This window comes from Sphingomonas sp. Y38-1Y, from assembly GCF_032391395.1.
In the GTDB taxonomy this organism is placed as follows: domain Bacteria; phylum Pseudomonadota; class Alphaproteobacteria; order Sphingomonadales; family Sphingomonadaceae; genus Sphingomonas.
The window spans coordinates 3,361,378-3,387,006 of record NZ_CP135916.1; the positions used below are offsets into that span (position 1 = coordinate 3,361,378).

A 25,629-nucleotide genomic window follows, 5' to 3' on the forward strand; every position below is an offset into this window, starting at 1 on the left:
CATAAGTTTCTTTTATGTCCGATCATGAGCGGCCACGTCCACGACCTCAATCTACGCCATCTGCGGGCCGCCCTGGCGGTGATCGAGACGGGCACGGTGATCGCCGCGGCGCAGGCGGTCAGCCTGTCGCAGCCCGCGCTGACGCAGGGGATCGCGCGGCTGGAGGCGGCGCTGCGCACCTCGCTGTTCACGCGCCGCCCCGACGGGATGACGCCGACCCCCGCCGGCCTCGCGCTCGGCCGCCGGGTCGAGGCGGTGCAGCGGCTGCTTGCCGAAGCGATGAAGGGCCTTCGCCGCGGCACTCGCGGCTTTGCGCGCGCCGACCTGCTCCTCACCATGGCCCAGCTTCGCGCGCTCGTCGCGATGGCGCGGGGCGGCAGCTATGTCGCCGCCGCCGCCACGACCGGCGTGTCGCAGCCCGCCATCCATCGTGCGATCCGCGATATCGAGCGGATCTGCGGCACGACCCTGGTGGAGCGGCGCGGGCGCGGCGTCGCCCTGACCGCGGCGGGCGTCCGCCTCGCCCGCGCCTGCCGCCTCGCGCTCAATGAACTTCGCGCCGCAATCGAGGAGATCGCCGCGATCGAGGGACGGGACGAGGGCCGCATCGCGATCGGCGCGATGCCGCTCGCCCGCGCCTGGCTGCTCCCGACCGCGATCGCCCGCTTTCACGCGGCCGAGCCCGGTGTCGCCTTCGACGTGGCGGAGGGATCGCATGCCGAGCTGCTGGAGCCGCTGCGCGATGGCGAGTTCGACCTGCTCGTCGGCGCGATCCGCGATCCCGTGCCCGGCCCCGACATCGCGCAGGAAGCTTTGCTCGTCGACCGGCTCGCGATCTTCGGCCGTACCGGGCATCCCCTCGCCGGCACTGCGCCCGACGCCGCAGCACTCGCGCGCCAGCCGTGGCTGGTCCCGCGCGCGGGCACGCCGCTGCGCTCGCTGTGGGAGGGGCTGTTCGCCAACCACCCCCTTCCCCCCGTCGCGATCGAGTGCGGGTCGGTGATGATGCTCCGCAATTTGATGCTCGAGGGCGATTACCTCACCCTCCTCTCGCCCGAGCAATTGTGGGTCGAGGTGCAGGCGGGCGTGCTCACGCGCATCGCCGATGTGCCGGACAGCACCCGCGTGATCGGCGTGACGACGCGCGCCGCCTGGCACCCGACCGGCGCACAGGCGCGCTTCATCGCGCTGCTGCGCGACCTTGCGCAATCGCGCACGCTTTCGCCAAACCAATAGAGCGGCGGCGCAACCGATTGGCGGGTCGAGGCCACGCGGGGCAGAGGCGGACCGTCCAAAAAGGAGAGGTTCGCGTGACGCTCGTCATCGATTGCCACGGCCACTACACGACGGCGCCCGAGCCGCATAATCAATGGCGCGAGGCGCAGAAGGCGGCGTTCAAGTCGGGCGAGGCTCCGCCCCCCTATCCGACGATCAGCGACGACGAGATCCGCGAGACGATCGAGCAGAACCAGCTTCGCCTGATCCGCGAGCGCGGCGCCGACATGACGATCTTCAGCCCGCGCGCATCGGCGATGGCGCACCATGTCGGCGACGAGGGCGTTTCGGTCGCCTGGAGCCGCGCCTGCAACGACCTGATCGCGCGCGTCGTCGGCCTCTATCCGGAGGTGTTCGCCGGCGTCTGCATGCTGCCTCAATCGCCGGAGGCCGGCCTCGAGGGCTCGATCGCCGAGCTCAGGCGCTGCGTGAACGAACTCGGCTTCATCGGCTGCAACCTCAATCCCGATCCCGGCGGCGGTCACTTCCGCCATCCGCCGCTGACCGACCGCGCCTGGTATCCCTTCTACGAAGCGATGGTCGAACTGGACGTGCCGGCGATGATCCACGTGTCGGGCAGCTGCAATCCCGCGATGCACGCGACCGGCGCCTTCTACATCGCCGCCGACACGATCGCGTTCATGCAGCTGATCGAGGGCGACCTGTTCAAGGACTTCCCCACCCTCCGCTTCATCATCCCGCATGGCGGCGGCGCGGTGCCCTATCACTGGGGTCGCTATCGTGGCCTGGCCGACATGCTCAAGAAGCCGGCGCTCGCCGATCACGTCATGAACAACGTGTTCTTCGACACCTGCGTCTATCACCAGCCGGGCGTCGACCTGCTCGCCAAGGTGATCGATTCGAAGAACATCCTGTTCGGGTCCGAGATGGTGGGCGCGGTGCGCGGAATCGACCCGGAGACGGGCCAGTATTTCGACGACACCAAACGCTATGTCGACGCGCTCGACGTCAGCAACGAGACACGCCACGCGATCTTCGAGGGCAATGCCCGCCGCGTCTTCCCGCGCCTCGACGCGATCCTGAAGGGTCGCGGGCTGTGAAGACAGAAATCGCGATCGTCGGCGCCGGTCCCGCCGGGCTGCTGCTCGGCCATCTGCTCCGCGCCGAGGGCATCGCCGTCACCATCGTCGAGCGGGCGAGCCCCGACTATGTCCTCGGCCGCATCCGCGCCGGCGTGCTCGAGCGGACCACGACAGACCTGCTCCACCGGCTGGGCCTGGACGAGCGGCTGAATGCCGAGGGGCTGCCGCATGACGGCTTCGCGCTGGCCGATGGCGAGCGGCTGATCCGCATCGACGTCAAGGGCCTGACCGGCCACAACGTCACCGTCTATGGCCAGACCGAAGTGACGCGCGACCTGATGGCCGCCGCCGCCGACCGCGGGGTCGAGGTGATCTACGAGGCCGGCGACGTCGCGCTGCACGAGATCGAGAGCGACGCGCCTTACCTGACCTTCACCAAGGACGGCGCCGAGCAGCGGCTGGACGCGCGCTTCGTCGTCGGCTGCGACGGCTTCCACGGCCCCTCGCGAAAGGCGATCCCGGCCAGCGTCGCGCGCGCGTATGAAAAGGTCTATCCGTTCGGCTGGCTGGGCGTGCTCGCCGACGTGCCGCCCTGCGACCACGAGCTCATCTACGCCAACCACGACCGCGGCTTTGCGCTCGCCTCGATGCGGTCGGAGACGCGCAGCCGATACTATGTCCAGGTCGCGCTCGACGAGAAGGTCGAGGACTGGTCGGACGAACGCTTCTGGGACGAGCTGATCGTCCGGCTGGGGCCGGAGGCGGGCGGGCGCGTGACCCGCGGCCCCTCGATCGAGAAGTCGATCGCGCCGCTCCGCTCCTTCGTGTTCGAGCCGATGCGCCACGGTTCGCTGTTCCTCGCCGGCGACAGCGCGCACATCGTCCCGCCGACGGGGGCAAAGGGTCTCAACCTCGCCGCCTCGGACGTCGCCTATCTCGCGGAGGCGCTGACGGGCTATTTCAAGCGCGCCGACAACGATGCCGTCGCCGGCTATTCCGACCGCGCGCTCGCTCGCGTGTGGAAGGCGGAGCGGTTCAGCTGGCAGCTGACGACGCTGATGCACCGCTTCCCCGGCCAGACCGACTTCGACCGCCGCATCCAGGTGGCGGAACTCGACTATATCGCCCGGTCGGAAGCCGCGCGAACGGCGATCGCGGAGAATTACATCGGGTTGCCGCTTTGAAATATCGTCACCCCGGACATGATCCGGGGTCCCGCTTCTTCTGGCGGCGAAATGCAGCGGAATCCCGGGTCAAGCCCGGGATGACGTTCCGGCGGCACGCAACTCCCCACTATCGTCACCCCGGACTTGTTCCGGGGTCCACCGTTGGGCTTGACCAGCCGCCACTATGTGCGCGGGACAGTGGACCCCGGAACTAGTCCGGGGTGACGCTTGGTTGGCTTCACTCTGAAGCCTCGTGTAAGCCGCCACACATGCCCACCCGCTCGCTCTTCGCCACCCAATTCTACGAAAGCCGCATCGACGACGACGCGCTTGTCGCCGACATCGAGGCCAGCGTCCGCTCCCTCGCCGAGGACGACCGCGCCGGCCGCGGCTGGTCAAAGGCGAACGGCTACCGCGGCTATACGAGCTATGCCTCGCTCAACGACCTGCCGCTGCGCGATCCGGTGTTCGCCGACCTCAAGCGCGTGCTCGACAGGCATGTGGCGGCATTCGCGCGCGACTGTGCCTTCGATCTGGGCGGGCGAAAGCTCAAGCTCGACAGCCTGTGGGTCAACGTCTTGAAGCCGGGCGGCACACATTCGGGGCACATCCACCCGCACAGCGTCGTCTCCGGCACCGCCTATGTCGCGGTGCCGCCGGGTTCGGGCGCGCTCAAGCTGGAGGACCCGCGCCTGCCGATGCTGATGGCGGCGCCCGGCCGGAGCGACGATGCGCCCGAGATGCTGCGGCCGTTCGTCTATGCCGAGCCCGCGGTCGGCAGCGTCTTCCTGTGGGAAAGCTGGCTGCGGCACGAGGTCATGCCGAGCGCGGCCAAGAGCGACCGCATCAGCGTGAGTTTCAACTACCGGATGTGAGCGCCGGCGGACCACCCACGATCGTCATTCCAGCGAAGTCTGGGATCTCGTGCCGCAGGGTTCCGGCTTCGATCGCGAGAGACCCCAGCCTTCGCTGGGGTGACGAATAGAGGAAGACCGTTTGTGGGTAATCGCAGCGACCCCACGATCCATCACCGCCGAAGCCCCCCGCTCCCCAACCCAGCCGATCGCTGCGCCCACCACCACGTCGCTGACGAAATGCTTGCACCGCGGCAGCTGCACCAGCGCCACCGCCAGCGCGAGCAGCCGCACCGGCGTCGCTGCCGCCGGCACCTCGCGCGCGATCGCCTCGGCCACCGCGACCGCGCCGGCGGTGTGGCCCGAGGGAAAGGACGACAGCTCGTGCCGCGCGCTGCCGCCCGCCTCCGCCCGATAGCCATTCTCGATCGCATGGTCGGGCCGCGTGCGATCGATCGAGCGCTTGATCGCGGTCTTGATCCCCGTCGCCAGCGCATGCGCCGCCAGCATCCGGAGCCCGGTGCGCGCGACTGCCGGCTGCCGCGCCGCCAGCCCTGCCACCAGCACCGCCGCCGACAGCGCGATCAGCGGCGGCTGGTCCGCCACCTCGCTCGCCTTGCCCGCCGCCTTCACCTCGGGCCTGTGCCGCTGGTGCGCGAGCGCGCGCGTGACCTTCAGGTCGAGCGCCTCGACCGCCACCACCGCTTCGCGCACGCCATCGACGATCTTCATCGCCGCCCAACGTCCCGGCGGGCGCTGGCGTTGCACGCCGCTTGGCGCTAACGGAGCGGCCAATCCCCTTTCACATCATCGAGACGGCATCATGGGTTTTCGCTGCGGCATCGTCGGCCTTCCGAACGTCGGCAAGTCGACGCTTTTCAACGCGCTCACCGAAACCGCGGCGGCGCAGGCGGCCAATTATCCCTTCTGCACGATCGAGCCGAACGTCGGCAACGTCGCGGTGCCCGACGACCGTCTGTCGAAGCTCGCCGACATCGCCAAGTCGGCCAAGGTGATCGAGACGCAATTGGGCTTCGTCGACATCGCCGGCCTCGTCCGCGGCGCGTCCAAGGGCGAGGGGCTGGGCAACCAGTTCCTGGGCAATATCCGCGAGGTCGACGCGATCGTCCATGTGCTGCGCTGCTTCGAGAATGACGACATCCAGCATGTCGACAACAAGGTCGATCCGATCGCCGATGCCGAGACAGTCGAGACCGAGCTGATGCTCGCCGACCTCGACAGCCTGGAAAAGCGCGTCCCCAACCTCGTCAAGAAGGGGCAGCAGGGCGACAAGGAGGCCAAGGCGGCGGCCGTGATCCTCGGCCGCGCGCTGGACCTCCTTCGCGACGGCAAGCCGGCGCGGCTGGCGGTGCCCGGCGATCCGGACGAGGCGCGGCACCTGGAGCAGGCGCAGCTCCTGACCGGCAAGCCCGTCCTTTACGTCTGCAACGTCAACGAAGAGGATGCGGCGAACGGCAACGAGTACAGTGCGCGCGTCTTCGAGAAGGCCAAGGCCGAAGGCGCCGAGGCCGTCGTCGTCTCCGCCGCCATCGAGGCGGAGATCGCGACGATGCCGGCCGAGGATCGCGCCGAGTTCCTTGCCGAGCTCGGCCTGACCGAGACCGGCCTCGCCCGTGTCATCCGCGCCGGCTACAAGCTCCTCAACCTCCAGACCTTCTTCACCGTCGGCCCCAAGGAGGCGCGCGCCTGGACCGTCGAGGTCGGCGCCAAGGCACCGCAGGCGGCGGGCGAGATCCATTCGGATTTCGAGCGCGGCTTCATCCGGGCTGAGACGATCGCGTTTGACGACTATGTCCGTCTGAACGGCGAAGCCGGCGCGCGCGAGGCCGGCAAGCTTCGTCAGGAGGGCAAGGAATATGTCGTCCAGGACGGCGACGTGATGCTGTTCCGCTTCAACGTCTAGCATTCTCGTCACCCCGGCCTTGAGCCGGGGTCCCGCTGTCTTGGAAGAAGGGAGAAGCGGGACCCCGGATCAAGTCCGGGGTGACGGATATCGGGATGTCATCATCCCGCCATGCTCGGACGGCAATCGGCTGGGCCATGAAGCTCCTCCCCCGCCTCCTCGCCTTTGCCGGCCTCGCCGCGCTCCAGGCGTGCATGACGCCGCCCGTTCAGGCGCCCTCCGCTCAGGCCGTCGCCGAGGTCCGCGCGCCCGTCACTTTGCTCGTCTCGATCGACGGGTTCCGCCCCGACTACCTCGATCGCGGCGACACCCCCGTCCTGTCGCGCCTCGCGGCCGAGGGCGTGCGCGGGTCGATGCAGGCGTCTTTCCCGACCAAGACCTTTCCCAACCACTATGCGATCGTCACCGGGCTCCACCCCGATCGCAACGGCATCGTCGGCAACGTCATTGAGGACGTCCGCCGCCCCGGCGAGACTTTCACCATGGCGACCACCGATCGCTTCTGGTGGGATCAGGCCGAACCGATCTGGGTGACGGCGGAGCGCGCGGGCATCCGGACCGCGACCATGTTCTGGCCGGGATCGAACGTGCCCGTCCACGGCACCTATCCCAGCGACTGGCAGCAATTCACGATCGCGATGCCGGAGGCGAACCGCATCGCCGCAATCACCGACTGGCTGCGCCGGCCCGCTGCGACCCGGCCGCGGCTGCTGACGCTCTATTTCGACAGCGTCGACACCGCGGGCCACCGCTTCGGCCCCGATTCGGCCGAAGTGCGCGAAGCGATGCGCGGCGTCGATGCGCGCATCGGCGAGCTCCTGGCCGAGCTCCAGGCGGGGGGCCAACCCGTCAACCTGATCGTCGCGGCCGATCATGGCATGGCGCCGGTGGATGCCAGCCGCACGATCGACCTTGCGCGCAGCTTCGCACCCGGCACGATCCGCGTGATCGAGCACGGCCCCTATGCCTCGTTCGAGGCGATGCCCGGCAAGGAGGCGGCGGTGCGCGCCGCGCTCGCCAAACCCGTGCCGCACATGCGCTGCTGGGACAAGGCCGACCTGCCCGCCCGCCTCGCCTATGGTCGCAACCCGCGCGTGCCGCGCTTCATCTGCATCGCCGAAAGCGGCTGGATGATTATCGGCAAGCCGGCCGAGCATCCGGTGCGCGGCGGCGCGCACGGCTACGACAATGCCGATCCGCTGATGCGCGCCGGCCTCGTCGCCTGGGGTCCGGCATTCGGCACCGGCCGCATCGAAGGGCGCAACGTCGACATCTACCCCCTTGTCCGCCAGCTGATCGGCCTGCCGCCGGCGGCCGAGATCGACGGATCGATCGCGCCGTTCACCCCCGTCCTCAAATAGCGCTTGCGCCGATCGGGTTTCGATCGGAAACCGATGTCATGCGCTATTATGAAGACCTGACGGTCGGTGAGACCGCGTCGTTCGGACACTATCCGGTGACGCGCGAGGAAGTTCTCGACTTCGCGCGGCGTTACGACCCACAGCCCTTCCACCTCTCCGATGAAGGCGCGGCGGGCACGCATTTCGGCAAGCTGGCGGCGAGCGGCTGGCACAGCTGCGCGATGACGATGGCGATGCTGGTGGAGCATATGAAGGACGTCCCGACCGCGGGCATGGGCGCGGGCGGCATCGACGAGCTGCGCTGGATGAAGCCCGTCTATCCGGGCGACACGCTGCGTTGCCAGACCGAGCTGCTGGAAAAGCGCATCTCGGCATCCAAGCCCGATCGTGGCTTCACCCGCTCGCGCATGACGGTGTTCAACCAGCATGAAGAGCCGGTGATGAGCTTCATCGCCAACGCGCTGATCCGCGTGCGGGGCGACGGGGACCGGGCCCCCGCCGCCTGATCGCATCAACGCGGCCGGACGACCCCGCCACGATTGCCGCGAAAGCCTTCGCGACCGCCACCGCTGCGTGCGCCGCGGAAGCCTTCTCGACGTGCGCCCCAATTGCCGCGGTCGATGCGGTTCTCGCGGCGGACGTTGCGCAGGTCGCGGCGATATTCCTGGCGATAGGCGCGGCGATCGGCCCGCCGCTCGGCGCGGAACTCGGGCCGCGTCACCTCCCCGCGGCGGAAGGCCTGACGATCGCCGCGGCGATCCTGGCGGAAGGCGCGGTTGTCATAGCGGCGATCCCGCCTGAAATCGCGCCAGTTGTCGCGCACGTCGCGATTGCCGCCGCGCCATGCATAGCGGCGGCCTTCCCAGTAACGCTGCTGCGCGCCGTTCCAGCGATAGGGCCGACGATAGCTGTCATAGACGTAATAGCCGGTGCCGGGATAATAGAAGCCGTTGTTCCAGCCCCAATAGGGATCGCCGAACCCGCCGCCATAGCCCGCATAATAAGGATCGTCGTAGAACCCGCCGGCACCATAGCCGACGTTGAGCCCGCCATAGCCATAGCCATAATCCGAACATGCCGACAGTCCGAGCGCCGCGGCGATCGCAAGACCGGCGATCTTCACTTGCCTTCCAAACATCCTGAGCCTCCTCGATACGCAGGAGTGACAGTTCAGCGTGCGTTGAACGTGTTGAATGCCGGGTGAACCGTCGCCAAGCATTTGGAAGCGCAGATCGGGCGGGTTGGTTCCGTCATGGTCTCAACCTCGCTCCGTTCAGGTCGAGTCTGGCGAGGCAGCACGCTTGTCTTGCGGGGTCAGGCCGCCGGAACGGCTCAATGCCCCTCGAAGGTGGTGAGCGCGTGCACGGCGATCCCGTCGCTCGCCAGCGCCGCGGCGCCGCCCAGGTCGGGAAGGTCGACGACGAACGCGGCTTGCTCGACCACGCCGCCCGCCTTGCGGATCAGCCGCACCGCCGCGCGCGCGGTGCCGCCGGTGGCGATCAGGTCGTCGACGAGCAGCACGCGGGCGCCGGGGGTGCAGGCGTCGGCGTGCATGGCGATGCGATCGGTGCCGTACTCGAGCGCGTAATCCTCGGCGATGGTCGCGCCGGGCAGCTTCCCGTCCTTTCGGATCAGCAACACACCGGCGTTGAGGTGCAGCGCGAGCGCCGGCGCGAACACGAAGCCGCGCGCCTCGATCCCGGCGACCAGGTCGACCGGCCCGGTGATCTGCGCCGCCATCGTCTCGACCGCCAGCCGCAGCCCTTCAGGGTTCAGCAGCAACGTCGTGATGTCGCGGAACTGGATGCCGGGCTTGGGAAAGTCGGGGATCGTGCGGATCAGCGCGGCGATGCGGGCGGCGGGATCGTCGGTCATGGACAGTCTTCCAAAAAGAAAAGGCCCCGGAGTCGGCGGGCGACTCCGGGGCCGGATCAGGCCGGTCGGGGACCGATCAATGCTTCACGTTGCGCCAGACGCTCTTGTAGGCGCCGATCGTCAGCCCGATGAAGATCAGGAGGAAGATCACCGACGCCAGACCCGCCTGATGACGCGCCTCGAGCTTGGGCTCGGCAGTCCAGACGAGGAACGCGGTCACGTCCTTGGCCATCTGGTCGACCGTCGACTGGGTCCCGTCGGCATAGGTCACCTGGCCGTCGCTGACGATCGGCTGCGGCATGGCGAGGTTCAGCGTCGGGAAATAGGGGTTGAAGTGCAGCCCCTCCGGCGTCGTGAACTTCGGGAATTCCTTCATCAGCTCGGCCGAAGGCTGCTGATAGCCGGTGAGGAGCGAGTGGACATAGGCGGCGCCGTTCGGACGCGCCTTGGTCATCAGCGACAGGTCGGGCGGGATCGCGTTATTGTTCGCGGCACGCGCGGCGACCTCGTTGGCATAGACGTGCGGGAACTTGTCCGAAGCCAGGTTCTTGCGCGTCGCCGCCTCGCCCGTCTCCGGGTTAACGCTCGGCTGCTCGATCACCCACTGATTGGCGATCGCCTTCACCTCGGCCTCCGAATAGCCGAGCTGGGCGAGGTCGCGGAACGCGACCAGGCTGATCGAGTGGCAGGCGGCGCAGACTTCCTTGTAGACCTGGAAGCCGCGCTGGAGCTGCTGGCGGTCGAACTTGCCGAACACGCCGTTGGAGGCGAGCTCGAGCGGCTTAGGCTTTAGGTGGAACTCGTGCTCGGCGGTTGCCGGCTCCGACGCGGTCGTGATCGTGCCGAACAGGCCGAGCACGAGGACGAAGGCGAAGCCCAGCCCGATAAGCGGTGCGATGATGCGGGTCATGTGGTCTCTCGCGTCCTTATTCGGCCGGCATCGGGTTGGGGCTGCCCTCGATCGCGCTGTGGCTCGGGGCGGTGCCGCCCTTGCCCTTCAGCACCGCCTCGGTGATCGAATTGGCGACGGGCTTGGGACGCTCGGTCGCCGACACGATCGGCAGGATGACGAGGAAGTGGAGGAAGTAATAGGCGGTGGTGATCTGGCCGATCAGCACGTTGGTCTTGTTGGCCTCCGCGCCGCCGACATAGCCCAGGATCAGCACGTCGACGAGCAGCACCATCAGGAACACGCGATAGCGCGGACGATGGTTGGCGGTGCGCGCCGGGCTGGTGTCGAGCCAGGGCAGGAAGAACAAGAGCAGGATCGAGCCGAACATCGCCAGCACGCCCCACAGCTTCGCCGGGATGATGAAGTCGACGGTGAACGACTTCAGGATCGCGTAGAAGGGCAGGAAGTACCATTCGGGCACGATGTGCGCCGGGGTCGAGAGCGGGTTGGCCGGGATGTAGTTGTCGGGGTGGCCGAGCAGGTTCGGCTGGAAGAACAGGAACAGCGCGAACACCAGGAGGAACACGCCCACGCCCACGCCGTCCTTGGCGGTGTAATAGGGGTGGAACGGCACCGTGTCCTGCTCGCCCTTCACCTCGACGCCCGCCGGGTTCGACGAACCCGGGATGTGCAGCGCCCAGATGTGGAGGATGATGACGCCCGCGATCACGAACGGCAGCAGATAGTGAAGCGAGAAGAAGCGGTTCAACGCCGCCGCGTCCGGGGCATAGCCGCCGAGCAGCCACACGCGGATCGTCTCGCCGACCAGCGGAATGGCCGAGAAGAAGCCGGTGATGACCTGCGCGCCCCAGAAGCTCATCTGCCCCCAGGGAAGCACATACCCCATGAACGCGGTCGCCATCATCAGGAGGAAGATGACGACGCCGAGCAGCCACACCATCTCGCGCGGCGCCTTGTACGATCCGTAATAGAGGCCGCGGGCAATGTGGATATAGACGACGATGAAGAACATCGACGCGCCGTTGGCGTGCGCATAGCGCAGGAACCAGCCGGCGTTGACGTCGCGCATGATCGCCTCGACCGAGGTGAACGCGGTGTTCGCGTCGGTCGAATAATGCATCGCCAGCACGATGCCGGTGATGATCTGGATCGCGAGCGCGGCGCCCGCGAGAACGCCGAAGTTCCAGAAATAGTTGAGATTGCGCGGCACCGGGTAACCGGCGCCCACCGCATTGTAGACGAGGCGCGGGAGCGGCAGACGGTCGTCCAGCCACTTCATGACCGGCGCCTTCGGCTCATACTGCTTGGCCCAGGGGAAGCTCATCTTGCCAGTCCTCAGCCGACCACGATCGTGGTGTCGTTGGAGAATACGTACTCGGGCACCGCCAGGTTGAGCGGTGCCGGACCCGACCGGATACGGCCGGCAGTGTCATAGGCCGAACCGTGGCACGGGCAGAAATAGCCGCCGAACGGCCCCTTGTTCTCGCCCTCGCCCGCGCCCAGCGGCACGCAGCCCAGGTGCGTGCAGACGCCCAGCGTCACCAGCCAGTTGTTCTTGCCTTCCTTGGTCCGCTCGGCGAGCGTCTGCGGGTCGCGCAGATCGGAGACGTTGACCGCGTTGGCCTGGTTGATCTCGTCAGGGGTCAGGTTGCGGATGAACAGCGGCTGCTTGCGGAAGCTCGCCTTGACCGCCTGCCCTGGCTGGATCGCCGAGACGTCGACCTCGGTCGTCGACAGCGCGAGCACGTCGGCCGACGGGCTCATCGAATTGATGAGCGGCAGCGCGATCACGCCGGCGCCCACGCCGGCGAACGCGACGGCACCGATCGCCATATAGTCGCGGCGACGCGGGTCGGCGACCGTCTCCTCGAATGCCTGGGGCGATTCGCCCGGCGGAACCGTGTTGTCAGCGCTTGCCATGCCTCAGCCCTTGAAATCTTTCATCGTCGCGACCCATTTCCGCATCGAACCCCGGTGCTCCGGCATCGACGGGAAACGGACGCGCGCACGGCTCGGCTCCGAAACCGGGCGCGTGGCCTGATAGACATGGGGGGCGCCATTTGCCAACACCCCATTTCGACCCAGCGGCGGCATCCGGAGCCTAAACCCCTTGCGCATCGCGCTCTTTCAGCCGGATATCGCCGGCAATGTCGGCACGATCCTGCGAACCGCGGCGTGCCTTGGGCTCAGCGTCGACCTGATCGAACCGATGGGCTTTCCCTTCGGCGCCCGTGCGCTGGCGCGGTCCGGCATGGACTATGCCGCGGCGGCCGAGGTGCGGCGGCATGCGGACTGGGCGGCGTTCCTCAGTGCCAGTGTCGGCCGGATCGTGCTCGCCACCACCAGGGGCGCGATCCCGCTCCCCGCTGCACGGTTCGAGCCCGACGACATCCTCCTGTTCGGCAGCGAAGGCGCCGGCGTTCCGGCGGAGGTCCACGACCGCGCCGACCTTCGCGTGTTCATCCCGATGCGGCCCGGCATGCGCTCGCTCAACGTCGCCGTCAGCACCGGCATCGTCGCGGCCGAGGCATTGCGGCAAACGGGCAGCTGGCCCGCATTAGCAATGCGTTAGCCGTCCGCGTGGCAAGCGGCCGCGATGGACCTGCTGACCCTTTCGTTCCAGGCGCTTCAACGCGGCGCCTTTGGCTGGATCGTCGTCGCGGCGCTGCTGACCGCGTTCGAACTCACGAATCCACGCGCGCCGACGACGCTTCGTGACCGAGCGAGCGGCCTTGCCTTCTGGGCATTGTCGATCCCGCTCTCGGCCTTGCTCGTGACGCTCATGTCGATGACGATGGATGCGCTTGGCATCGAGCCGTTGATCGAGCTTCCGATCTCGGCCGCCACCGCATGGATGGGGCCTCTATCGGCGATCATCGCCGTGCTGCTGGCTGCGATCGTCCATGATTTCTTCTTCTACTGGTTCCACCGGATCCAGCATCGCTTCCTTTGGCGCTTCCACGCGGTGCATCACTCGATCCGCGACCTTAGCGCCGTAAACTCCTATCATCACGCGACCGAGGCGCTGATGTCGCTCGTGCTGCTGACGATCCCGACCACGCTGATCGTCGCCGATGCGGGAAGCGCGTTGCCGTACGTCAATCTGGCGCTTTGGCTTCACATCGTCTGGATCCATTCGCCCACGCGGATCACGTTCGGACCGCTCCGCGCGCTGCTCGTCGACAACCGCTTCCACCGGATCCACCATTCGCTCCAGCCCGAGCATTTCGACCATAATTTCGGTGCGTTCACGACGATCTGGGATCGGCTGTTCGGCACCGCCTGGTTCCCGCGACCCGACGAATGGCCCGATGTCGGACTTGCCGAGGTCGATCAACCGCGCACCGTCGGCGAGTGGCTCGACCTTCCCGACCGATACCGCGATGCCGTGGCTGCAAAGTCGTTGTCGCAGCCGAGCCTGGGTGACGGGCTTCGCTTGCCTTCCTGACCGGCAAGTGGTTGAAATATCCGGCGTTGATCGGGGAGCAGGCGCGATGAAGACGGCACTCGTGGCAGCGACGCTGCTGCTCGCGACCACGGGCGTGAGCCGCGCACAGGACTCCGCGACCGAGACCGTCGCCGAGAACGGCCTACAGCTCTTCATCTTCGACCGCGCCGCCTGGATCGCGAGCGATGCCGTCATGGCGGCGGGTAAGAAGGCGGCGATGCCGCCTGTCGCCGGCTGGGTGACCGAACGCGGCTCGGGCGACACGATAACCGTCACCTTCTTCACCGGCGAGGGTGACACGCGCCAGGCGGTCTATGCCGTGCGGCTGGATCGCAACCGGCTGGTCGGCGAAGATCGCTTCGACGCGCCGCGTCCATTGACCGCGGCGCAGCGCAGCCTCAACGACGCGGTGAAGACCGCCTCGGCGGAGGCGGTCCGCCGCGGCTGGCGACCCTGCGGCGCGCAGCCGTTCAACGCGATCGCGCTGCCGCCGGCGAAGCCGGGCGCGCCGACCGCCGTCTATCTGCTGACACCCCAGACCCGGACCGACAGCTTCCCGCTCGGCGGGCATTACCGCGTCGCCGTCGATGCCGCCGGGCAGGTCACGGAGGCCCGCGCCTTCACCAAGAGCTGCCTCGAAATGGGGCGTCCTTCGGAAACCGCGGACAAGAAGCTGGCCATGCTGGCGACCAACCACCTGCTCGATCCGCAACCTACCGAAATCCACGTATTCACCAGCCTGGCCGCACGACTGCCCGTCGCCGTCAAGACCGGCGAGAAGCTGTGGGTCGTTCAGGGCGCGTCGATCCGCCAGGTTCCGCGCTGATAGGACAATCCGCCCGCTTGCGCGCCCCTGCCGCGATGCCCCAAGAAGCGCGCATGGACCCGCTCGACGAACAGCAAGCCGCCGCCCGCCACTGGTTCGAGGCCTTGCGCGACCGCATCTGCGCCGCATTCGAGGCGATCGAGCGCGAGGCGGGGTCCGATGCGGCGTTCGACTATATCGCCTGGGATCGCACCGACCCCTCGGGAGAGCCGGGCGGCGGCGGTGTCCGCGGCGTGATGAAGGGCCGGGTCTTCGAAAAGGTCGGCGTCAACGTCTCGACCGTCGGCGGCACCTTCGAGGGCGACTTCGCCAAGTCGATCCACGGCGCGGGCGAGGATCCGCGCTTCTTCGCCACCGGCATCAGCCTGGTCGCGCACATGGCCAATCCGCACGTCCCCGCGGTCCACATGAACACGCGCTTCCTCAACACGACCAAGCGCTGGTTCGGCGGCGGCGCCGACCTCAACCCGCCGATCCCGTACGAGGAGGACACGGCCGACTTCCATGCGGCGCTGAAGGCAGCATGCGACGCGCATGCGCCGGTCGGCGACTATCCGCGCTTCAAGAAATGGGCCGACGATTATTTCTGGCTGCCGCATCGCCAGGTGCATCGCGGCGTCGGCGGCATCTTCTACGATCATCTGGATGGTGCGTTCGACCCCGCCTTCGCCTTTACACGCGCGGTGGGCGAGGCGTTCCTCGACAGCTATCCCGCGATCGTGCGGCGGCGGATGGGAATGCCGTTCGACGATGCCGATCGCGCACGCCAGCTCGAATGGCGGGGGCGCTATGCCGAATTCAACCTCGTCTACGACCGCGGCACGCTGTTCGGATTGAAGACCGGCGGCAACATCGACGCGATCCTGATGAGCCTGCCCCCGCTCGCCACCTGGAGCTGATCGCATGGGGTTGATCCCCGTGCCGCCGGGTCATGTCGCGGCGGTGGTGACGACGCTGGAGATGCGCGAGCGACCGCGGGCGCGGCCGATGCCGCCCTCCCCGCTCCGCCTGATCCGCTGGTCCGCGCCCGAGCCGGCCAAGTACCGCGCGCTGTTCGAACGTGTGGGCGGGCCGTGGCTCTGGTATTCGCGACTGGCGATGGACGATGCGCGATTGATCGAGCTGACCCATCGGGCCGAGACGCAGCTTCACGTCGTCCAGGATCGCCAGGGGATCGAGGTGGGGATGCTGGAACTCAGCCATCCGGCCGCCGATTGGTGCTCGATCGACTATTTCGGGCTGGTCCCCGCGCTGACCAGCGCGGGGCACGGCCGCTGGCTGATGGCGATGGCGATGGCCCTCGCCTGGCGGCCGGGGGTAGAGGTGGTGCGGGTCAACACCTGCTCGCTCGACCATCCCCGCGCGCTCGGCTTCTACCGCGCGCAGGGGTTTGAGGCGGTATCGCGGTCGGTCGAGACCTTCCCCGACCCGCGGCTGATCGGCGTGCTACCCGCCGACGCAGCGCCTCACGTTCCCTTGGTCAGCGCGCGATAGACCGTCACCTTGACGAGCATCGTCAGGATCCAGCTGGCGGTGCCGGCCAGCGCGGCGAGCGCGTCGAAGACGAGGTGAAGCGGCGCGCCGCCGCCGGCGACCGTCACCGCCCGGTCGAGCCCACCCGCCACCGACATCGCCGCCTGTCCCGCAAAGAACGGAATGGCGGTCGCGACGAAGCACCACCAGCCGCGCCCCCGCGTCAGCGCCCAGGAGCGGGCGATCGCCTCGACCGGCCCCGCCCCCGGATTGGCGGCAAGCGCCGAGGTGACGAGGAAGAAGCGACCGAGCAGATAGAGCGCCGGCAGGATCAGCAGCGCGCCCGCCATCAACCCCGCCCACATGAGCAGGCCCGCGGCAAGGAAGCTCAGCATTCGCCCCGCGCTGAGCTTGAGCGCCTCCCCCAGCAGCGGCCGGCCAGGCGCCAGGAACAGCATCAGCAGCACCGCGGTGCCGACCAACTGCGCGAAATTGACCGCCAGGATCGCGCCGGCATGCTCGCGCGCATAGCCGAGCAGCGCCTGGAGCGCGGCATCGTCGCCGCCGTTGCGGTCGACCGGCTGCATCTCCGGCAGCAACAGCAGCAGCGCCAGCGTCGGCACGAAATAGAAGAGGCCGGCCACCGGCACGATCAGCCCGCGCTCCTGCCGCCAGGCGGCACCCGCCGCGGCGAAGACATGGCCGATGTTCAGTTTCACGCGAAGGTTTCCTCAAGGTCGCTGGCAGGGGCAAGCGCCACATAGAGCTTCGCGGCGAACGCACTCTGAACGACCGTCAGCAGCGAGGAGACGCCGGCCATGGCAACCGCGGGGATTACCCGGCCGATGTTGAAGCCCGTCTGCCCGCCGCCAGCGATCGCGCCGATCGCCCCGGCTGCCGCGCCGATCGCGGCGGACAGGATGCCGGCGACGAGGAGATAGAGGAGGAACACGCCGACGATGCGCCAGCCATGTCCGCGCGTCAGCCGCCACGAACGCCCGATCGCGCCCAGCCCGCGCCGCTCCGCGACGATCACGGGCGCGAGCACCGCCAGCCGCGCGCCGACCCAGAGGAGCACGGCGAACAGGACCAGGCCATAGCCGGCCAGCGCCGCCGCGGTGCCTCCGCTCAGCGCGGGCAACGACGCCTGCACGCTCGCCGCGCTGAAATCCACGCCGCCCGCGACGGCGATGCCGATGAACGGGATCATGAGGACCAGGAACGCGAGCAACAGCACGATCATCACGGCGATGAAGGGCAGCAGACGCCGCACGCCCTGACCCACCGCCTCGCTCCGCCGCGCCGGCGCGATCGCCAGCGCGGTGAGCGCCAGCGTGCCGACCAGGCTGACGATCGTCAGGACGAAGCCAAGGAGCTGGAACACGAAGGTCATCGGCGTCACGACGCCGGGCGTCACCGCCGCTTCGAGCAGGCCGGAGACGAGCGACGGCGCGAAGACGAGCGCCAGGGTGATCCCGGCGACCGCGCCGCCATGCTCGTTGAGGAAGTCGCTGGTCGCCTCCCAGACGCGCGTCATCTTGACCATCGGACCCTGCCCCCTCACTTGGAGGGCGTCCTGCCCATCCGATCGAGCCCCTAGCCCAAGCCGCATGGCGATACCATTACCCCTGTCAGCCGCGCGTCCCGACGAGGTCGAATGGCGCGTCGAGCCCTTGCCGGTGCCCTATCCCGACGCGCTGGAGGCGATGGCGGCGCGGGCCGCGGCGATCCGCGCGGGCGAAGCGCGCGAGCTCGTCTGGCTGCTCGAGCACCCGCCGCTCTATACCGCCGGGACCAGCGCCGACCCGGCCGAGCTGATCGATCCGCGCTTTCCCGTGTACAAGTCGGGGCGCGGCGGCCGCTATACCTATCACGGGCCGGGACAGCGGATCGGCTATGTCATGCTCGACCTGGCGAAGCGCGGCCGCGACGTGCGCTGCTATGTCCACGCGCTCGAGCAATGGGTGATCGGGGCGCTTCGCACCTGCGGGATCGAGAGCTATGCCGTCGAAGGGCGCGTCGGCATCTGGACGCGCGAGGGCGGGCCGGAGGCCAAGATCGGGGCGATTGGCGTGCGGGTCCGGCAATGGGTGACGCTTCACGGCTTTTCCGTAAACCTGTCCCCGGACCTTTCGCATTTTGGCGGAATCGTACCGTGCGGGCTTGCCGAATTCCCGGTCACGAGCGCTAACCAGCTTGCAAAGAAGGTTAAACTCGCAACCTTTGACGAAGCGCTGACGTTGTCGTTCCCGGCGTTCCTGCGGGCGCTCGGCGGTGCCGAGCCCATTTGTAGGGTTGAGGGGCGTCCGCATAGCGATTAATGTCCACGCCGGTTTGGGTATTAACGGCCGGAAAGGCCAGCCAAATCCATTATTATCTAGGGAGCTCTACATGCGTTCACTCATCTCCAAGGTCGTTACCGGTTCGATGATCGCCGGTGCGGCGCTGCTCGTGTCGGCCTGCGGCGGCAACACCGAGAACACCACCGAGAACACCGTCGTCACTGACCTGAACACCACCGATCCGATGATGGACGGCACGATGACCGACAACATGACCGCGGTCGACGGCGCCGGCACGATGGGCAACGACGCGATGATGATGAACGACACCATGATGTCGAACGACATGATGATGTCGAACGAGGCGACGACCACGAACGCGATGTAATCGCGTTCGGCCGCGCCATCGAGCGCGCGCCGGGAGTTCGGACGGGGGCTGCGACGCGATGGCGTTGCGGCCCCTTTCTTGTTGCGGGTTGCTGCACCCCGCCGTCGCAGCAATCGTTGCGCCTCCGGCCCGAAATAACCCTCTTCTTCGTCGCGGTAAAAAGCCTTAACGCTGTCCCCGCCCGGGACGGGCCTGTCGAGAGTGCCGAGGGGACGAAATGAAGCGGTTGCGAATGATCGGGGGGGCCGCGCTGGCGGCTTTTGTCAGTGTGGCGGCAGCAACGCCCGCCAATGCGCAGTTCTGGTTCAAGCCCAAGGACCTGAGCGGTCCGCGGGTCACGGGCGAGGAGCCGGGCGTGCTGGGCCAGGCGTTGCCGGGCGCGACCCGCGACGAGCTCGAGGCGGCGATGGTCTGGAACCTTCGCGCCGCGCTCAACGTGGCGGCGCTGCAATGTCAGTTCGAGCCGACGCTGCTGACGCTGCGCAACTACAACGCGCTGCTCAAGGATCACGAGGGCGAGCTCGCCGCCAGCTTCGCGACGCTCGGCAAGTATTTCCGCCGCGTCAACAAGACGCCGAAGGAAGGCCAGACCGCGCTCGACCAATATGGCACGCGCGTCTATTCGGGCTATTCGACGGTGTCGGCGCAGCGCATCTTCTGCCAGACCGCCGATGCGGTGGGCGAGGACGCGATCCACGCGCCGCGCGGCCAGCTTCACGAAGTCGCCGCGACCCGGCTGCAACAGCTCCGCAATTCGCTGACCTCATGGGGGGAGCAGCAATTCCCCTATGGCGGCTGGAGCTACACGCTGGCGAGCTATCAGCCGCGCCTGCCCGATTTCGCCAATGCGCAATGCTGGCGCAAGGACGAGTGGCAGGTTCGCCGCTGCGGCATGCTGGGCGAGGGCATCATGGTGTCGGCACGCCGCCCCGACCCGTCGGCGGTCGCCAACAACTGACCGGTCAGCCTGGGCGGCGGAGCACCGCTTCCCAGGCATAGCCGCGATGGAGCGGCGTGAAGGAAAGGTCGAGGCCGATGCCCCGCGCTGCGACCTCCAGCCACTCGCGAAGATCGCCGCGCGGGCTGACGTCGAACCGCGCCAGCCACGTGAACAGGGCCGCGCGAAACGCGGCGGGCAGCCGCTCCTGCTGGCCGAAATCGACGATGTGGAGCGCGCCGCCCGGCGCCAGCGCGTCGCACGCCGCGCCGATCGCCCCCTGCCAATCGGGGATCATTGACAGCGTGTAGCTCATGAAGATGCGGTCGACGCCGTCCAGCCCGAACAGCGTCGGCGCCCAGTCGGTCGCGTCACCCTCGACCAGCGCGATGCGGCTCGACAGCCCGGCCCGGGCCACCTTGGCCCGCGCCGTTTCCAGCATCGCCGCCGAAATGTCGAAGCCGTGGCAACGGACGTCCGGCCAGCGGCGCGCGGCGAGGATCAGGTTGCGACCCGTGCCGCACCCCACCTCGACCACGCTGCCGCCCGGCGGCGGCGCCAGCCGGTCGATCAGCCGATCGCGCCCGAGTAGGTAATATTTGCGCGTCAGGTCATAGATATGGCGCTGCCCGGCATAGATCGCGTCCATCCGCGCACCATGGCCGGTGTCGCTCATCCCTTCAGCACATAGAGGTGGACGCCGCCATAGATCGCCGACCGATCGCGGCGGGTGTAGTCGAGCGACGCTTCCTCGCGATAATCCCAGCGGTCGAGGATCGCGCCTGGCACGCGGCCGGGCAGCAAGGTGGGCGCGGCGGCGGTGCGGAACAGGACACGCGCGCCCGGCTTCGCCGTCCGGGTGATCGCGGTCCACAGCCGCGTCAGCACCGCATGGGTCATCCAGTCCTGCGCATCGAGAAGGATGTACCGGTCGAGCGACGCGTCCAGCATCCCGTCCAGATAGTCGCACATATTGACGTGCCGCACCTCGACCCGATCGACGCGGTCGCGCACGGCCTCATAATTCTCGGCGAGCAGATACGGCGGCAGCGGCGCCGCGGGCCCCTTGCCATAGCCGCGCCCGAACGCCTGCCACGCGAAATAATTGTCGGTGAGCGCGAAGTCGCAGGCGAGCTTCTCCAGCCGATGGCGCAGCACCGCCGCGATCCCCTGCGGATCGTCGCCGGCCAGCGCCTCATATTGCGCGGGCGGGATGCCCAGCCCGAACAGCGAAGCGGGCTGGTCGCAGAGCCAGCGCACGAACTTGCGGTCGAACATGGGGGCGAGGCGCGCGTCGAAGATCGCCCGCTGCTCCTCGATCGAGCGCGCCTCCAGCATCTCGCGCGGATCGACGCCGTGCAGCTTGGCGACGAGGTGCGCCGCGCCGATGAACCCGCCGAGCAGTCCCTTGCGATAGAAGCCCTTGCGGAACCCGCCGATCCGCCGCCGCCCGATCAGGTCGCGCCCCTCCCAGTAACGGCGTGTCGGCTCGTCGAGGTGCGGACGGACATAAGTCTCGTACGCCGCGACATTCTCGGGCCGGTTGGCCTCGCCGAAGAAGCGGTGGAAGGCGGCGTGATCCGGCAGGTGCCGTGCCGCGGCGAGCTTCAGCTTGTTGAGGGCGATATGCGCGGTGTTGAGGTCGACCGCGGTGATCCGCGCCGGGTTCGCGGTCAGGTACGACAGGACGTTGCAGCCGCCGCTCGCGATCGTGACGACATGGGCATCCGGCGTGATCGCCAGCGCCTCCAGGTCGACCTCCGGGTCTTCCCAGATCTGCGCATAGACGAGGCCGCGGAACGCGAACGTGAAGGCACGTTCGAGCAGGCCCTGCTTGCTCAGATGCTCATGACGGTGGACCGCGCCGCGAACGGCGCGATTGGCGGGCGCTTTGGACTGGGGCAGCATGGACGCGCCCTAAGCCCGCGATGTGACAGGCGCGCGGCGCGGCGATGACCGCGCCGCGACGGTTCCGTGTCAGTCCCGGCAATAGCCCTCGCTCGGCTTGACGACGAGGCAGTCCTTCTTCTCGGCCAGCCACTTGAGACCCGTCGCTTCGCCATTGCCCGCGCGCAGCACCTGATCGCCGTCGGGCCGCTTGAAGGCGATTCCTTCCTCGGTCGCGGTGCCGACGAACTTGCCCTTGTCGTCGAGCGAATATTGCATGTCGAGATCGTAGCGGCCCGGCGCGTCGCCCTTGGCGATGACGAGGTTCAGCCCCTCGACCCCGCGCCAGCGGCCGACCCAGCCATCGGCGCGGGCGATCGCCGCGGGCGACGGCGCGACCGCGGGGACGGACGCGGCCATGTTGGCCTCCTCCGCCTCGACACCCTCGCCCTCGCCCTCGCCCTCGCCGCTCGGCAGCTCGACGACGTCGCCGCCGAGGCCCGCCTTGTTCTCCGCCGCCAGCGCCTCGTTCTCCGCAGGGGTGGTCGATGCGCCGCCGCAACCGGCAAGCGTCAGCATCAGGGCGGGGATCAGGGCGGGGATCAGGGCGGCGTGCTTCATCATCGTCTCCGTCGGCTCGGCTGCCAAAGCTAGGCAATCGGAACGCCCGGCGCTAGGGCGGCTTCATCCCGATCCCAACCGCCGGACGCCGCCATGCCCCGCATCATCTACCTTGCCTCCGACCATGCCGCGGTCGAGCTGAAGGCGGCGCTCGCCGACTGGCTGCGCGGCGAGGGGCACGACGTGCGCGATCTGGGTCCGGAAACGGCGGACCGGGTCGACTATCCTGACTATGGCTACAAGCTGGCCGAGGCGCTGGCGGCGGACGCCCAGGCGACCGGGATCGCGCTGTGCGGATCGGGGATCGGTATCTCGATCGCAGCCAACCGCGTGGCCGGATGCCGCTGCGCGCTGGTCAACGAACCCGTCTCGGCCGCGCTCGCGCGCGAGCACAATGATGCGAACGCGATCGCGATGGGCGCGCGGCTGGTCGGTCTCGACATGGCAAAGGCGTGCGTCGAGGCGTTCCTGGCGACGCCGTTCGCGGGCGGCCGTCATGCGGGCCGGGTCGAGAAGCTGACCAACCCGCCGGGCTAAGATCCGCCGTTCGTGCTGAGCCTGTCGAAGCACGTGCCGCAAACGTTGCGCCCGAAACACGTCCTTCGACAAGCTCAGGACGAACGGGGTTGCCGATCGCATCGTGCTCCCGCCGCCCGCGGGAGCACGATTACGCCGCGATCCCCGCCACCAGCGTCAACGCGCCCAGCCCGAGCGACAGCGGCACCCTGAGCGACATCCACCAACCCGGCGCCACGCCCTCGCGCACCAACCGGCGATCGACGATCAGGCTCGCCCAGATCGCCACCGCCAGCGCAATCAGCGACGGCCCCGGCCACGCCGCCCCGACCGCCCACGGTACCGTCGTCGCCAGTGCGAACAGGCTCGGCACCACCGCCGCGACATAGATCCATCCGCCCGCTCCACGCGCCGCGGCAAGGCCCCACCAGAGCCCGCCGAGGAAGCTGAGGATCAACGCCGCATAGGCAAAGGCGAGCGCCAGCGCCGAAAAGCGCAGGTCGAGCGGCCCTGCGACGACCAGCAACGCCGCGGCCGCCTGGGGCAGCAACCCCGCCAGCCCCAGCATCCGCGCCGCGGGCGGCACCGATCGCAAACCGCCCTTCGTCATACCGCCGTCATATCTAGTGGCGCTTCGGCCAACCCGCCTGTAGATGGGCGCCGATCGCGAGCCGGCCAAGCCCTTGCGAGAGTCGAAGAAAGGTCCGCGCCATGAGCACCAATCCCCGCACGCTGGGCGACGTCCAGCCCGACGGCTTCTTCACCCGCACGCTCGCCGATGCGGACGCAGAGGTCTTTGCCGGCGTCGAGAGCGAGCTCGACCGCGAGCGGCACCAGATCGAGCTGATCGCCAGCGAGAACATCGTGTCCAAGGCGGTGCTCGAGGCGCAGGGATCGGTCTTCACCAACAAGTACGCCGAGGGTTATCCCGGCAAGCGCTATTACCAGGGTTGCGCCCCGTCCGACGCGGTCGAGACGCTGGCGATCGAGCGCGCCAAGGCGCTGTTCGGCTGCGGCTTCGCCAACGTCCAGCCGCATTCGGGCGCGCAGGCGAACGGCGCGGTGATGCTGGCGCTGACCAAGCCCGGCGACACGATCATGGGCATGAGCCTGGATGCCGGCGGCCACCTGACGCACGGCGCCAAGGCGGCGATGTCGGGCAAGTGGTTCAACGCGGTCCAGTACGGCGTTCGTCGCGAGGATCACCTCGTCGACTTCGACCAGGTCGAGGCGCTGGCCAAGGAGCACAAGCCGACGCTGCTGATCGCGGGTGGCTCCGCCTATCCGCGCACGCTCGACTTCGCGCGCTTCCGTGCGATCGCCGATGAAGTAGGCGCGCTGTTCATGGTCGACATGGCGCATTTCGCAGGCATCGTGGCTGGCGGGCTCCACCCCTCGCCGTTCGAGCACGCGCATGTCGTGACGACGACCACGCACAAGACGCTGCGTGGCCCCCGCGGCGGCATGGTGATGACCAATGATGAGGCGATCGCCAAGAAGATCAACTCGGCGGTGTTCCCCGGCCTTCAGGGCGGCCCGCTGATGCACGTCATCGCAGCCAAGGCGGTGGCGTTCGGCGAGGCGCTGCGTCCCGACTACAAGAGCTACATCGCCGCGGTGGTCGAGAATGCCAAGGTGCTGGCCGCGACGCTGGGCGAGCGCGGCGCGAACCTGGTCGCCGGAGGCACCGATACGCATCTGGCGCTGGTCGACCTGACCCCGCTGGGCGTCACCGGCCGCGACGCTGACGAGGCGCTGGAGCGCGCGGGCATCACCTGCAACAAGAACGGCATCCCCTTCGACCCGCTGCCGCCGGTCAAGACCAGCGGCATCCGCGTCGGCTCGCCCGCCGGCACCACCCGCGGCTTCGGCACGGGCGAGTTCCGCGAGATCGGCAACATGATCGCCGACGTTCTCGACGGGCTCAAGGCCAAGGGCGAGCATGGGGACCCTTCGGTCGAGGCGGACGTTCGGGGCCGGGTGCGCGCCTTGTGCGAGCGCTTCCCGATCTATTGAAGGAGCCCCAGATGAGCCTTGAGGACAAGATCAACGAAATCCCGTCGACCGTGAAGAACACCCCCGGCCTCGGCAAGTCGATGGCCAAGTGGGCGGCGCTGGGCGCCGTCGTCGCCATCCCGCTGCCGTTCACCATGCCGCTCGGCGCGGTGGCGGGCGCGACCTATGCCTATTTCAAGGGCAAGAAGAAGACGCCGGGGATCTGAATGCGCTGCCCATTCTGCGGCCATGACGACAGCCAGGTAAAGGATAGCCGCCCGTCGGAAGACGGGTCGGCGATCCGGCGGCGGCGCCAGTGCAGCGCCTGCGCCGCGCGCTTCACGACGTTCGAGCGCATCCAGCTCCGCGATCTCGTCGTCGTCAAGTCGGGCGAGGAGCATGTCCGGCGCGAACCGTTCGACCGCGACAAGCTCCTCCGCTCGGTCTCGATCGCCTGCCGCAAGCGGCCGATCGACCAGGTGCGGATCGAACAGCTCGTCTCCGGCATCCAGCGCCAATTGGAGACCGCGGGCGAGAGCGAAGTCTCCTCGACCCGCATCGGCGAGATGGTGATGGAGGGGCTGAAGGGCCTCGATTCGGTCGCGTATATCCGCTTTGCGAGCGTCTATAAGGACTTCCGCGAGGCACGCGATTTCGAGGCGTTCGCGGGGAGCGTGAGCGAGGTGGCGCGGGGGTGAGGTGTGGCGCGATGCTTCGATACGCGCCTTCGCCTGCGCTCAGTCGCTACTCAGCACGAACGGTGGTGTGTTGCTTCGCCGCCCACGCGGTATGCCTTTAAGCCTTATTCGGCATCAATCGTGCAGCTTGCATCCGCCGTCACCCCT

31 protein-coding genes are annotated in these 25,629 nt (G+C 68.3%); 19 read left to right on the forward strand and 12 right to left on the reverse strand.

Features of this window, described 5'->3' with window-relative positions; all coding sequences use genetic code 11:
* The first annotated feature begins 24 nt into the window (after positions 1–24).
* The 4 genes from RS883_RS15915 to RS883_RS15930 all read left to right on the forward strand — a co-directional run bounded on the left by RS883_RS15915 (position 25) and on the right by RS883_RS15930 (position 4,359).
* The gene (locus tag RS883_RS15915; protein ID WP_315761162.1) at positions 25–1,236 is read left to right on the forward strand and encodes a LysR family transcriptional regulator; all 1,212 of its coding nucleotides are present in this window, start codon (positions 25–27) and stop codon (positions 1,234–1,236) included.
* A gap of 74 nt (positions 1,237–1,310) precedes the next feature.
* Positions 1,311–2,336, forward strand: a complete 1,026-nt coding sequence (locus tag RS883_RS15920; RefSeq protein WP_315761163.1) for an amidohydrolase family protein — start codon at positions 1,311–1,313, stop codon at positions 2,334–2,336.
* Positions 2,333–3,502 (forward strand): 4-hydroxybenzoate 3-monooxygenase, encoded by a 1,170-nt coding sequence (gene pobA, locus RS883_RS15925; protein WP_315761164.1) that lies wholly within the window; start codon positions 2,333–2,335, stop codon positions 3,500–3,502. Before RS883_RS15920 ends, pobA begins: the two co-directional genes overlap by 4 nt.
* Positions 3,503–3,753: 251 nt before the next feature.
* Positions 3,754–4,359 (forward strand): TIGR02466 family protein, encoded by a 606-nt coding sequence (locus tag RS883_RS15930; RefSeq protein WP_315761165.1) that lies wholly within the window; start codon positions 3,754–3,756, stop codon positions 4,357–4,359.
* A gap of 24 nt (positions 4,360–4,383) precedes the next feature.
* Here the strand turns inward: RS883_RS15930 and RS883_RS15935 are convergent, their stop codons facing one another.
* Positions 4,384–5,070, reverse strand: coding sequence for a phosphatase PAP2 family protein (locus RS883_RS15935; protein WP_315761166.1), 687 nt, complete (start codon positions 5,068–5,070; stop codon positions 4,384–4,386).
* A 91-nt stretch (positions 5,071–5,161) separates the two neighbouring features.
* Between RS883_RS15935 and ychF the strand changes: the two genes are divergently transcribed.
* The 3 genes from ychF to RS883_RS15950 all read left to right on the forward strand — a co-directional run bounded on the left by ychF (position 5,162) and on the right by RS883_RS15950 (position 8,129).
* Complete coding sequence (gene ychF, locus RS883_RS15940; protein ID WP_315761167.1) at positions 5,162–6,262, forward strand: redox-regulated ATPase YchF; 1,101 nt, start codon at positions 5,162–5,164, stop codon at positions 6,260–6,262.
* A gap of 137 nt (positions 6,263–6,399) precedes the next feature.
* Positions 6,400–7,623, forward strand: coding sequence for an alkaline phosphatase family protein (locus RS883_RS15945; protein WP_315761168.1), 1,224 nt, complete (start codon positions 6,400–6,402; stop codon positions 7,621–7,623).
* A 38-nt stretch (positions 7,624–7,661) separates the two neighbouring features.
* Entirely contained in the window at positions 7,662–8,129 is a 468-nt protein-coding gene (locus RS883_RS15950; RefSeq protein ID WP_315761169.1) for a MaoC family dehydratase, read from the forward strand.
* A 5-nt stretch (positions 8,130–8,134) separates the two neighbouring features.
* On the opposite strand, the gene RS883_RS15955 is transcribed toward RS883_RS15950, so the two are convergent.
* The 5 genes from RS883_RS15955 to petA all read right to left on the reverse strand — a co-directional run bounded on the left by RS883_RS15955 (position 8,135) and on the right by petA (position 12,331).
* Positions 8,135–8,746, reverse strand: coding sequence for a hypothetical protein (locus RS883_RS15955; RefSeq protein WP_315761170.1), 612 nt, complete (start codon positions 8,744–8,746; stop codon positions 8,135–8,137).
* A gap of 209 nt (positions 8,747–8,955) precedes the next feature.
* On the reverse strand, positions 8,956–9,498 hold the full coding sequence (locus RS883_RS15960; protein ID WP_315761171.1) for an adenine phosphoribosyltransferase: 543 nt from the start codon (positions 9,496–9,498) through the stop codon (positions 8,956–8,958).
* A 76-nt stretch (positions 9,499–9,574) separates the two neighbouring features.
* The gene (locus RS883_RS15965) at positions 9,575–10,408 is read right to left on the reverse strand and encodes a cytochrome c1 (protein ID WP_315761172.1); all 834 of its coding nucleotides are present in this window, start codon (positions 10,406–10,408) and stop codon (positions 9,575–9,577) included.
* A gap of 16 nt (positions 10,409–10,424) precedes the next feature.
* Positions 10,425–11,735 (reverse strand): cytochrome b, encoded by a 1,311-nt coding sequence (locus tag RS883_RS15970; protein ID WP_315761173.1) that lies wholly within the window; start codon positions 11,733–11,735, stop codon positions 10,425–10,427.
* Between the two features lie 11 nt (positions 11,736–11,746).
* On the reverse strand, positions 11,747–12,331 hold the full coding sequence (gene petA / locus RS883_RS15975) for a ubiquinol-cytochrome c reductase iron-sulfur subunit (RefSeq protein WP_315761174.1): 585 nt from the start codon (positions 12,329–12,331) through the stop codon (positions 11,747–11,749).
* A 190-nt stretch (positions 12,332–12,521) separates the two neighbouring features.
* Between petA and RS883_RS15980 the strand changes: the two genes are divergently transcribed.
* Genes RS883_RS15980 through RS883_RS16000 form a run of 5 tightly spaced genes read left to right on the forward strand, consistent with a single transcriptional unit; the run spans position 12,522 to position 16,179 of the window.
* On the forward strand, positions 12,522–12,983 hold the full coding sequence (locus RS883_RS15980) for a tRNA (cytidine(34)-2'-O)-methyltransferase (protein ID WP_315761175.1): 462 nt from the start codon (positions 12,522–12,524) through the stop codon (positions 12,981–12,983).
* Positions 12,984–13,007: 24 nt separating this feature from the next.
* Positions 13,008–13,859 carry a sterol desaturase family protein gene (locus tag RS883_RS15985; RefSeq protein ID WP_315761176.1) on the forward strand — a complete coding sequence of 284 codons (852 nt, stop codon included), beginning with the start codon at positions 13,008–13,010 and terminating at the stop codon, positions 13,857–13,859.
* Positions 13,860–13,905: 46 nt separating this feature from the next.
* Positions 13,906–14,685, forward strand: a complete 780-nt coding sequence (locus tag RS883_RS15990) for a hypothetical protein (RefSeq protein WP_315761177.1) — start codon at positions 13,906–13,908, stop codon at positions 14,683–14,685.
* A 53-nt stretch (positions 14,686–14,738) separates the two neighbouring features.
* Positions 14,739–15,584 carry an oxygen-dependent coproporphyrinogen oxidase gene (hemF, locus tag RS883_RS15995; RefSeq protein WP_315761178.1) on the forward strand — a complete coding sequence of 282 codons (846 nt, stop codon included), beginning with the start codon at positions 14,739–14,741 and terminating at the stop codon, positions 15,582–15,584.
* 4 nt (positions 15,585–15,588) lie between these two features.
* The gene (locus tag RS883_RS16000; protein WP_315761179.1) at positions 15,589–16,179 is read left to right on the forward strand and encodes a GNAT family N-acetyltransferase; all 591 of its coding nucleotides are present in this window, start codon (positions 15,589–15,591) and stop codon (positions 16,177–16,179) included.
* Here the strand turns inward: RS883_RS16000 and RS883_RS16005 are convergent.
* Positions 16,152–16,877 (reverse strand): hypothetical protein, encoded by a 726-nt coding sequence (locus RS883_RS16005; RefSeq protein ID WP_315761180.1) that lies wholly within the window; start codon positions 16,875–16,877, stop codon positions 16,152–16,154. The genes RS883_RS16000 and RS883_RS16005 overlap by 28 nt on opposite strands.
* A complete protein-coding gene (locus tag RS883_RS16010; protein ID WP_315761181.1) occupies positions 16,874–17,704 on the reverse strand; it encodes a glycerophosphoryl diester phosphodiesterase membrane domain-containing protein in 831 nt (276 codons plus the stop codon). Before RS883_RS16010 ends, RS883_RS16005 begins: the two co-directional genes overlap by 4 nt.
* A gap of 64 nt (positions 17,705–17,768) precedes the next feature.
* Here RS883_RS16010 and lipB point away from each other — a divergent pair, with 64 nt between their 5' ends.
* The 3 genes from lipB (at position 17,769) to RS883_RS16025 (ending at position 19,786) form a co-directional block, all read left to right on the forward strand.
* Positions 17,769–18,479 (forward strand): lipoyl(octanoyl) transferase LipB, encoded by a 711-nt coding sequence (lipB, locus tag RS883_RS16015; RefSeq protein WP_315761182.1) that lies wholly within the window; start codon positions 17,769–17,771, stop codon positions 18,477–18,479.
* Between the two features lie 70 nt (positions 18,480–18,549).
* The gene (locus RS883_RS16020; RefSeq protein ID WP_315761183.1) at positions 18,550–18,828 is read left to right on the forward strand and encodes a hypothetical protein; all 279 of its coding nucleotides are present in this window, start codon (positions 18,550–18,552) and stop codon (positions 18,826–18,828) included.
* A 232-nt stretch (positions 18,829–19,060) separates the two neighbouring features.
* Positions 19,061–19,786 carry a hypothetical protein gene (locus tag RS883_RS16025; protein WP_315761184.1) on the forward strand — a complete coding sequence of 242 codons (726 nt, stop codon included), beginning with the start codon at positions 19,061–19,063 and terminating at the stop codon, positions 19,784–19,786.
* Positions 19,787–19,790: 4 nt separating this feature from the next.
* On the opposite strand, the gene RS883_RS16030 is transcribed toward RS883_RS16025, so the two are convergent.
* From RS883_RS16030 to RS883_RS16040, 3 genes are all read right to left on the reverse strand, one after another.
* Complete coding sequence (locus RS883_RS16030) at positions 19,791–20,441, reverse strand: class I SAM-dependent methyltransferase (RefSeq protein WP_315761185.1); 651 nt, start codon at positions 20,439–20,441, stop codon at positions 19,791–19,793.
* On the reverse strand, positions 20,438–21,673 hold the full coding sequence (locus RS883_RS16035) for a DUF3419 family protein (RefSeq protein WP_315761186.1): 1,236 nt from the start codon (positions 21,671–21,673) through the stop codon (positions 20,438–20,440). Before RS883_RS16035 ends, RS883_RS16030 begins: the two co-directional genes overlap by 4 nt.
* Before the next feature lie 69 nt (positions 21,674–21,742).
* On the reverse strand, positions 21,743–22,273 hold the full coding sequence (locus tag RS883_RS16040; protein ID WP_315761187.1) for a hypothetical protein: 531 nt from the start codon (positions 22,271–22,273) through the stop codon (positions 21,743–21,745).
* 93 nt (positions 22,274–22,366) lie between these two features.
* Between RS883_RS16040 and rpiB the strand changes: the two genes are divergently transcribed.
* Complete coding sequence (gene rpiB / locus RS883_RS16045; protein WP_315761188.1) at positions 22,367–22,810, forward strand: ribose 5-phosphate isomerase B; 444 nt, start codon at positions 22,367–22,369, stop codon at positions 22,808–22,810.
* A 130-nt stretch (positions 22,811–22,940) separates the two neighbouring features.
* On the opposite strand, the gene RS883_RS16050 is transcribed toward rpiB, so the two are convergent.
* Positions 22,941–23,399 carry a DUF3429 family protein gene (locus tag RS883_RS16050; protein WP_315761189.1) on the reverse strand — a complete coding sequence of 153 codons (459 nt, stop codon included), beginning with the start codon at positions 23,397–23,399 and terminating at the stop codon, positions 22,941–22,943.
* Positions 23,400–23,500: 101 nt separating this feature from the next.
* Between RS883_RS16050 and glyA the strand changes: the two genes are divergently transcribed.
* The 3 genes from glyA to nrdR are packed head-to-tail and all read left to right on the forward strand — an operon-like array spanning position 23,501 to position 25,482.
* Complete coding sequence (gene glyA / locus RS883_RS16055) at positions 23,501–24,805, forward strand: serine hydroxymethyltransferase (protein ID WP_315761190.1); 1,305 nt, start codon at positions 23,501–23,503, stop codon at positions 24,803–24,805.
* An 11-nt stretch (positions 24,806–24,816) separates the two neighbouring features.
* On the forward strand, positions 24,817–25,011 hold the full coding sequence (locus RS883_RS16060; RefSeq protein WP_315761191.1) for a hypothetical protein: 195 nt from the start codon (positions 24,817–24,819) through the stop codon (positions 25,009–25,011).
* Positions 25,012–25,482 carry a transcriptional regulator NrdR gene (gene nrdR, locus RS883_RS16065; protein WP_315761192.1) on the forward strand — a complete coding sequence of 157 codons (471 nt, stop codon included), beginning with the start codon at positions 25,012–25,014 and terminating at the stop codon, positions 25,480–25,482.
* Positions 25,483–25,629 lie beyond the last annotated feature (147 nt).

What these genes read in the sequence shown, in the direction of transcription:
- RS883_RS15915 (WP_315761162.1), top strand. Translation starts at nt 25, where the DNA reads ATGAGCGGCCACGTCCACGACCTCAATCTACGCCATCTGCGGGCCGCC.
- RS883_RS15930 (WP_315761165.1), top strand. Translation starts at nt 3,754, where the DNA reads ATGCCCACCCGCTCGCTCTTCGCCACCCAATTCTACGAAAGCCGCATC.
- RS883_RS15935 (WP_315761166.1), bottom strand. Translation starts at nt 5,070, where the DNA reads ATGAAGATCGTCGATGGCGTGCGCGAAGCGGTGGTGGCGGTCGAGGCG.
- ychF (WP_315761167.1), top strand. Translation starts at nt 5,162, where the DNA reads ATGGGTTTTCGCTGCGGCATCGTCGGCCTTCCGAACGTCGGCAAGTCG.
- RS883_RS15945 (WP_315761168.1), top strand. Translation starts at nt 6,400, where the DNA reads ATGAAGCTCCTCCCCCGCCTCCTCGCCTTTGCCGGCCTCGCCGCGCTC.
- RS883_RS15950 (WP_315761169.1), top strand. Translation starts at nt 7,662, where the DNA reads ATGCGCTATTATGAAGACCTGACGGTCGGTGAGACCGCGTCGTTCGGA.
- RS883_RS15960 (WP_315761171.1), bottom strand. Translation starts at nt 9,498, where the DNA reads ATGACCGACGATCCCGCCGCCCGCATCGCCGCGCTGATCCGCACGATC.
- RS883_RS15965 (WP_315761172.1), bottom strand. Translation starts at nt 10,408, where the DNA reads ATGACCCGCATCATCGCACCGCTTATCGGGCTGGGCTTCGCCTTCGTC.
- RS883_RS15970 (WP_315761173.1), bottom strand. Translation starts at nt 11,735, where the DNA reads ATGAGCTTCCCCTGGGCCAAGCAGTATGAGCCGAAGGCGCCGGTCATG.
- petA (WP_315761174.1), bottom strand. Translation starts at nt 12,331, where the DNA reads ATGGCAAGCGCTGACAACACGGTTCCGCCGGGCGAATCGCCCCAGGCA.
- RS883_RS15985 (WP_315761176.1), top strand. Translation starts at nt 13,008, where the DNA reads ATGGACCTGCTGACCCTTTCGTTCCAGGCGCTTCAACGCGGCGCCTTT.
- RS883_RS15990 (WP_315761177.1), top strand. Translation starts at nt 13,906, where the DNA reads ATGAAGACGGCACTCGTGGCAGCGACGCTGCTGCTCGCGACCACGGGC.
- hemF (WP_315761178.1), top strand. Translation starts at nt 14,739, where the DNA reads ATGGACCCGCTCGACGAACAGCAAGCCGCCGCCCGCCACTGGTTCGAG.
- RS883_RS16000 (WP_315761179.1), top strand. Translation starts at nt 15,589, where the DNA reads ATGGGGTTGATCCCCGTGCCGCCGGGTCATGTCGCGGCGGTGGTGACG.
- RS883_RS16010 (WP_315761181.1), bottom strand. Translation starts at nt 17,704, where the DNA reads ATGGTCAAGATGACGCGCGTCTGGGAGGCGACCAGCGACTTCCTCAAC.
- lipB (WP_315761182.1), top strand. Translation starts at nt 17,769, where the DNA reads ATGGCGATACCATTACCCCTGTCAGCCGCGCGTCCCGACGAGGTCGAA.
- RS883_RS16020 (WP_315761183.1), top strand. Translation starts at nt 18,550, where the DNA reads ATGCGTTCACTCATCTCCAAGGTCGTTACCGGTTCGATGATCGCCGGT.
- RS883_RS16025 (WP_315761184.1), top strand. Translation starts at nt 19,061, where the DNA reads ATGATCGGGGGGGCCGCGCTGGCGGCTTTTGTCAGTGTGGCGGCAGCA.
- RS883_RS16030 (WP_315761185.1), bottom strand. Translation starts at nt 20,441, where the DNA reads ATGAGCGACACCGGCCATGGTGCGCGGATGGACGCGATCTATGCCGGG.
- RS883_RS16035 (WP_315761186.1), bottom strand. Translation starts at nt 21,673, where the DNA reads ATGCTGCCCCAGTCCAAAGCGCCCGCCAATCGCGCCGTTCGCGGCGCG.
- RS883_RS16040 (WP_315761187.1), bottom strand. Translation starts at nt 22,273, where the DNA reads ATGAAGCACGCCGCCCTGATCCCCGCCCTGATCCCCGCCCTGATGCTG.
- rpiB (WP_315761188.1), top strand. Translation starts at nt 22,367, where the DNA reads ATGCCCCGCATCATCTACCTTGCCTCCGACCATGCCGCGGTCGAGCTG.
- RS883_RS16050 (WP_315761189.1), bottom strand. Translation starts at nt 23,399, where the DNA reads ATGACGAAGGGCGGTTTGCGATCGGTGCCGCCCGCGGCGCGGATGCTG.
- glyA (WP_315761190.1), top strand. Translation starts at nt 23,501, where the DNA reads ATGAGCACCAATCCCCGCACGCTGGGCGACGTCCAGCCCGACGGCTTC.
- RS883_RS16060 (WP_315761191.1), top strand. Translation starts at nt 24,817, where the DNA reads ATGAGCCTTGAGGACAAGATCAACGAAATCCCGTCGACCGTGAAGAAC.
- nrdR (WP_315761192.1), top strand. Translation starts at nt 25,012, where the DNA reads ATGCGCTGCCCATTCTGCGGCCATGACGACAGCCAGGTAAAGGATAGC.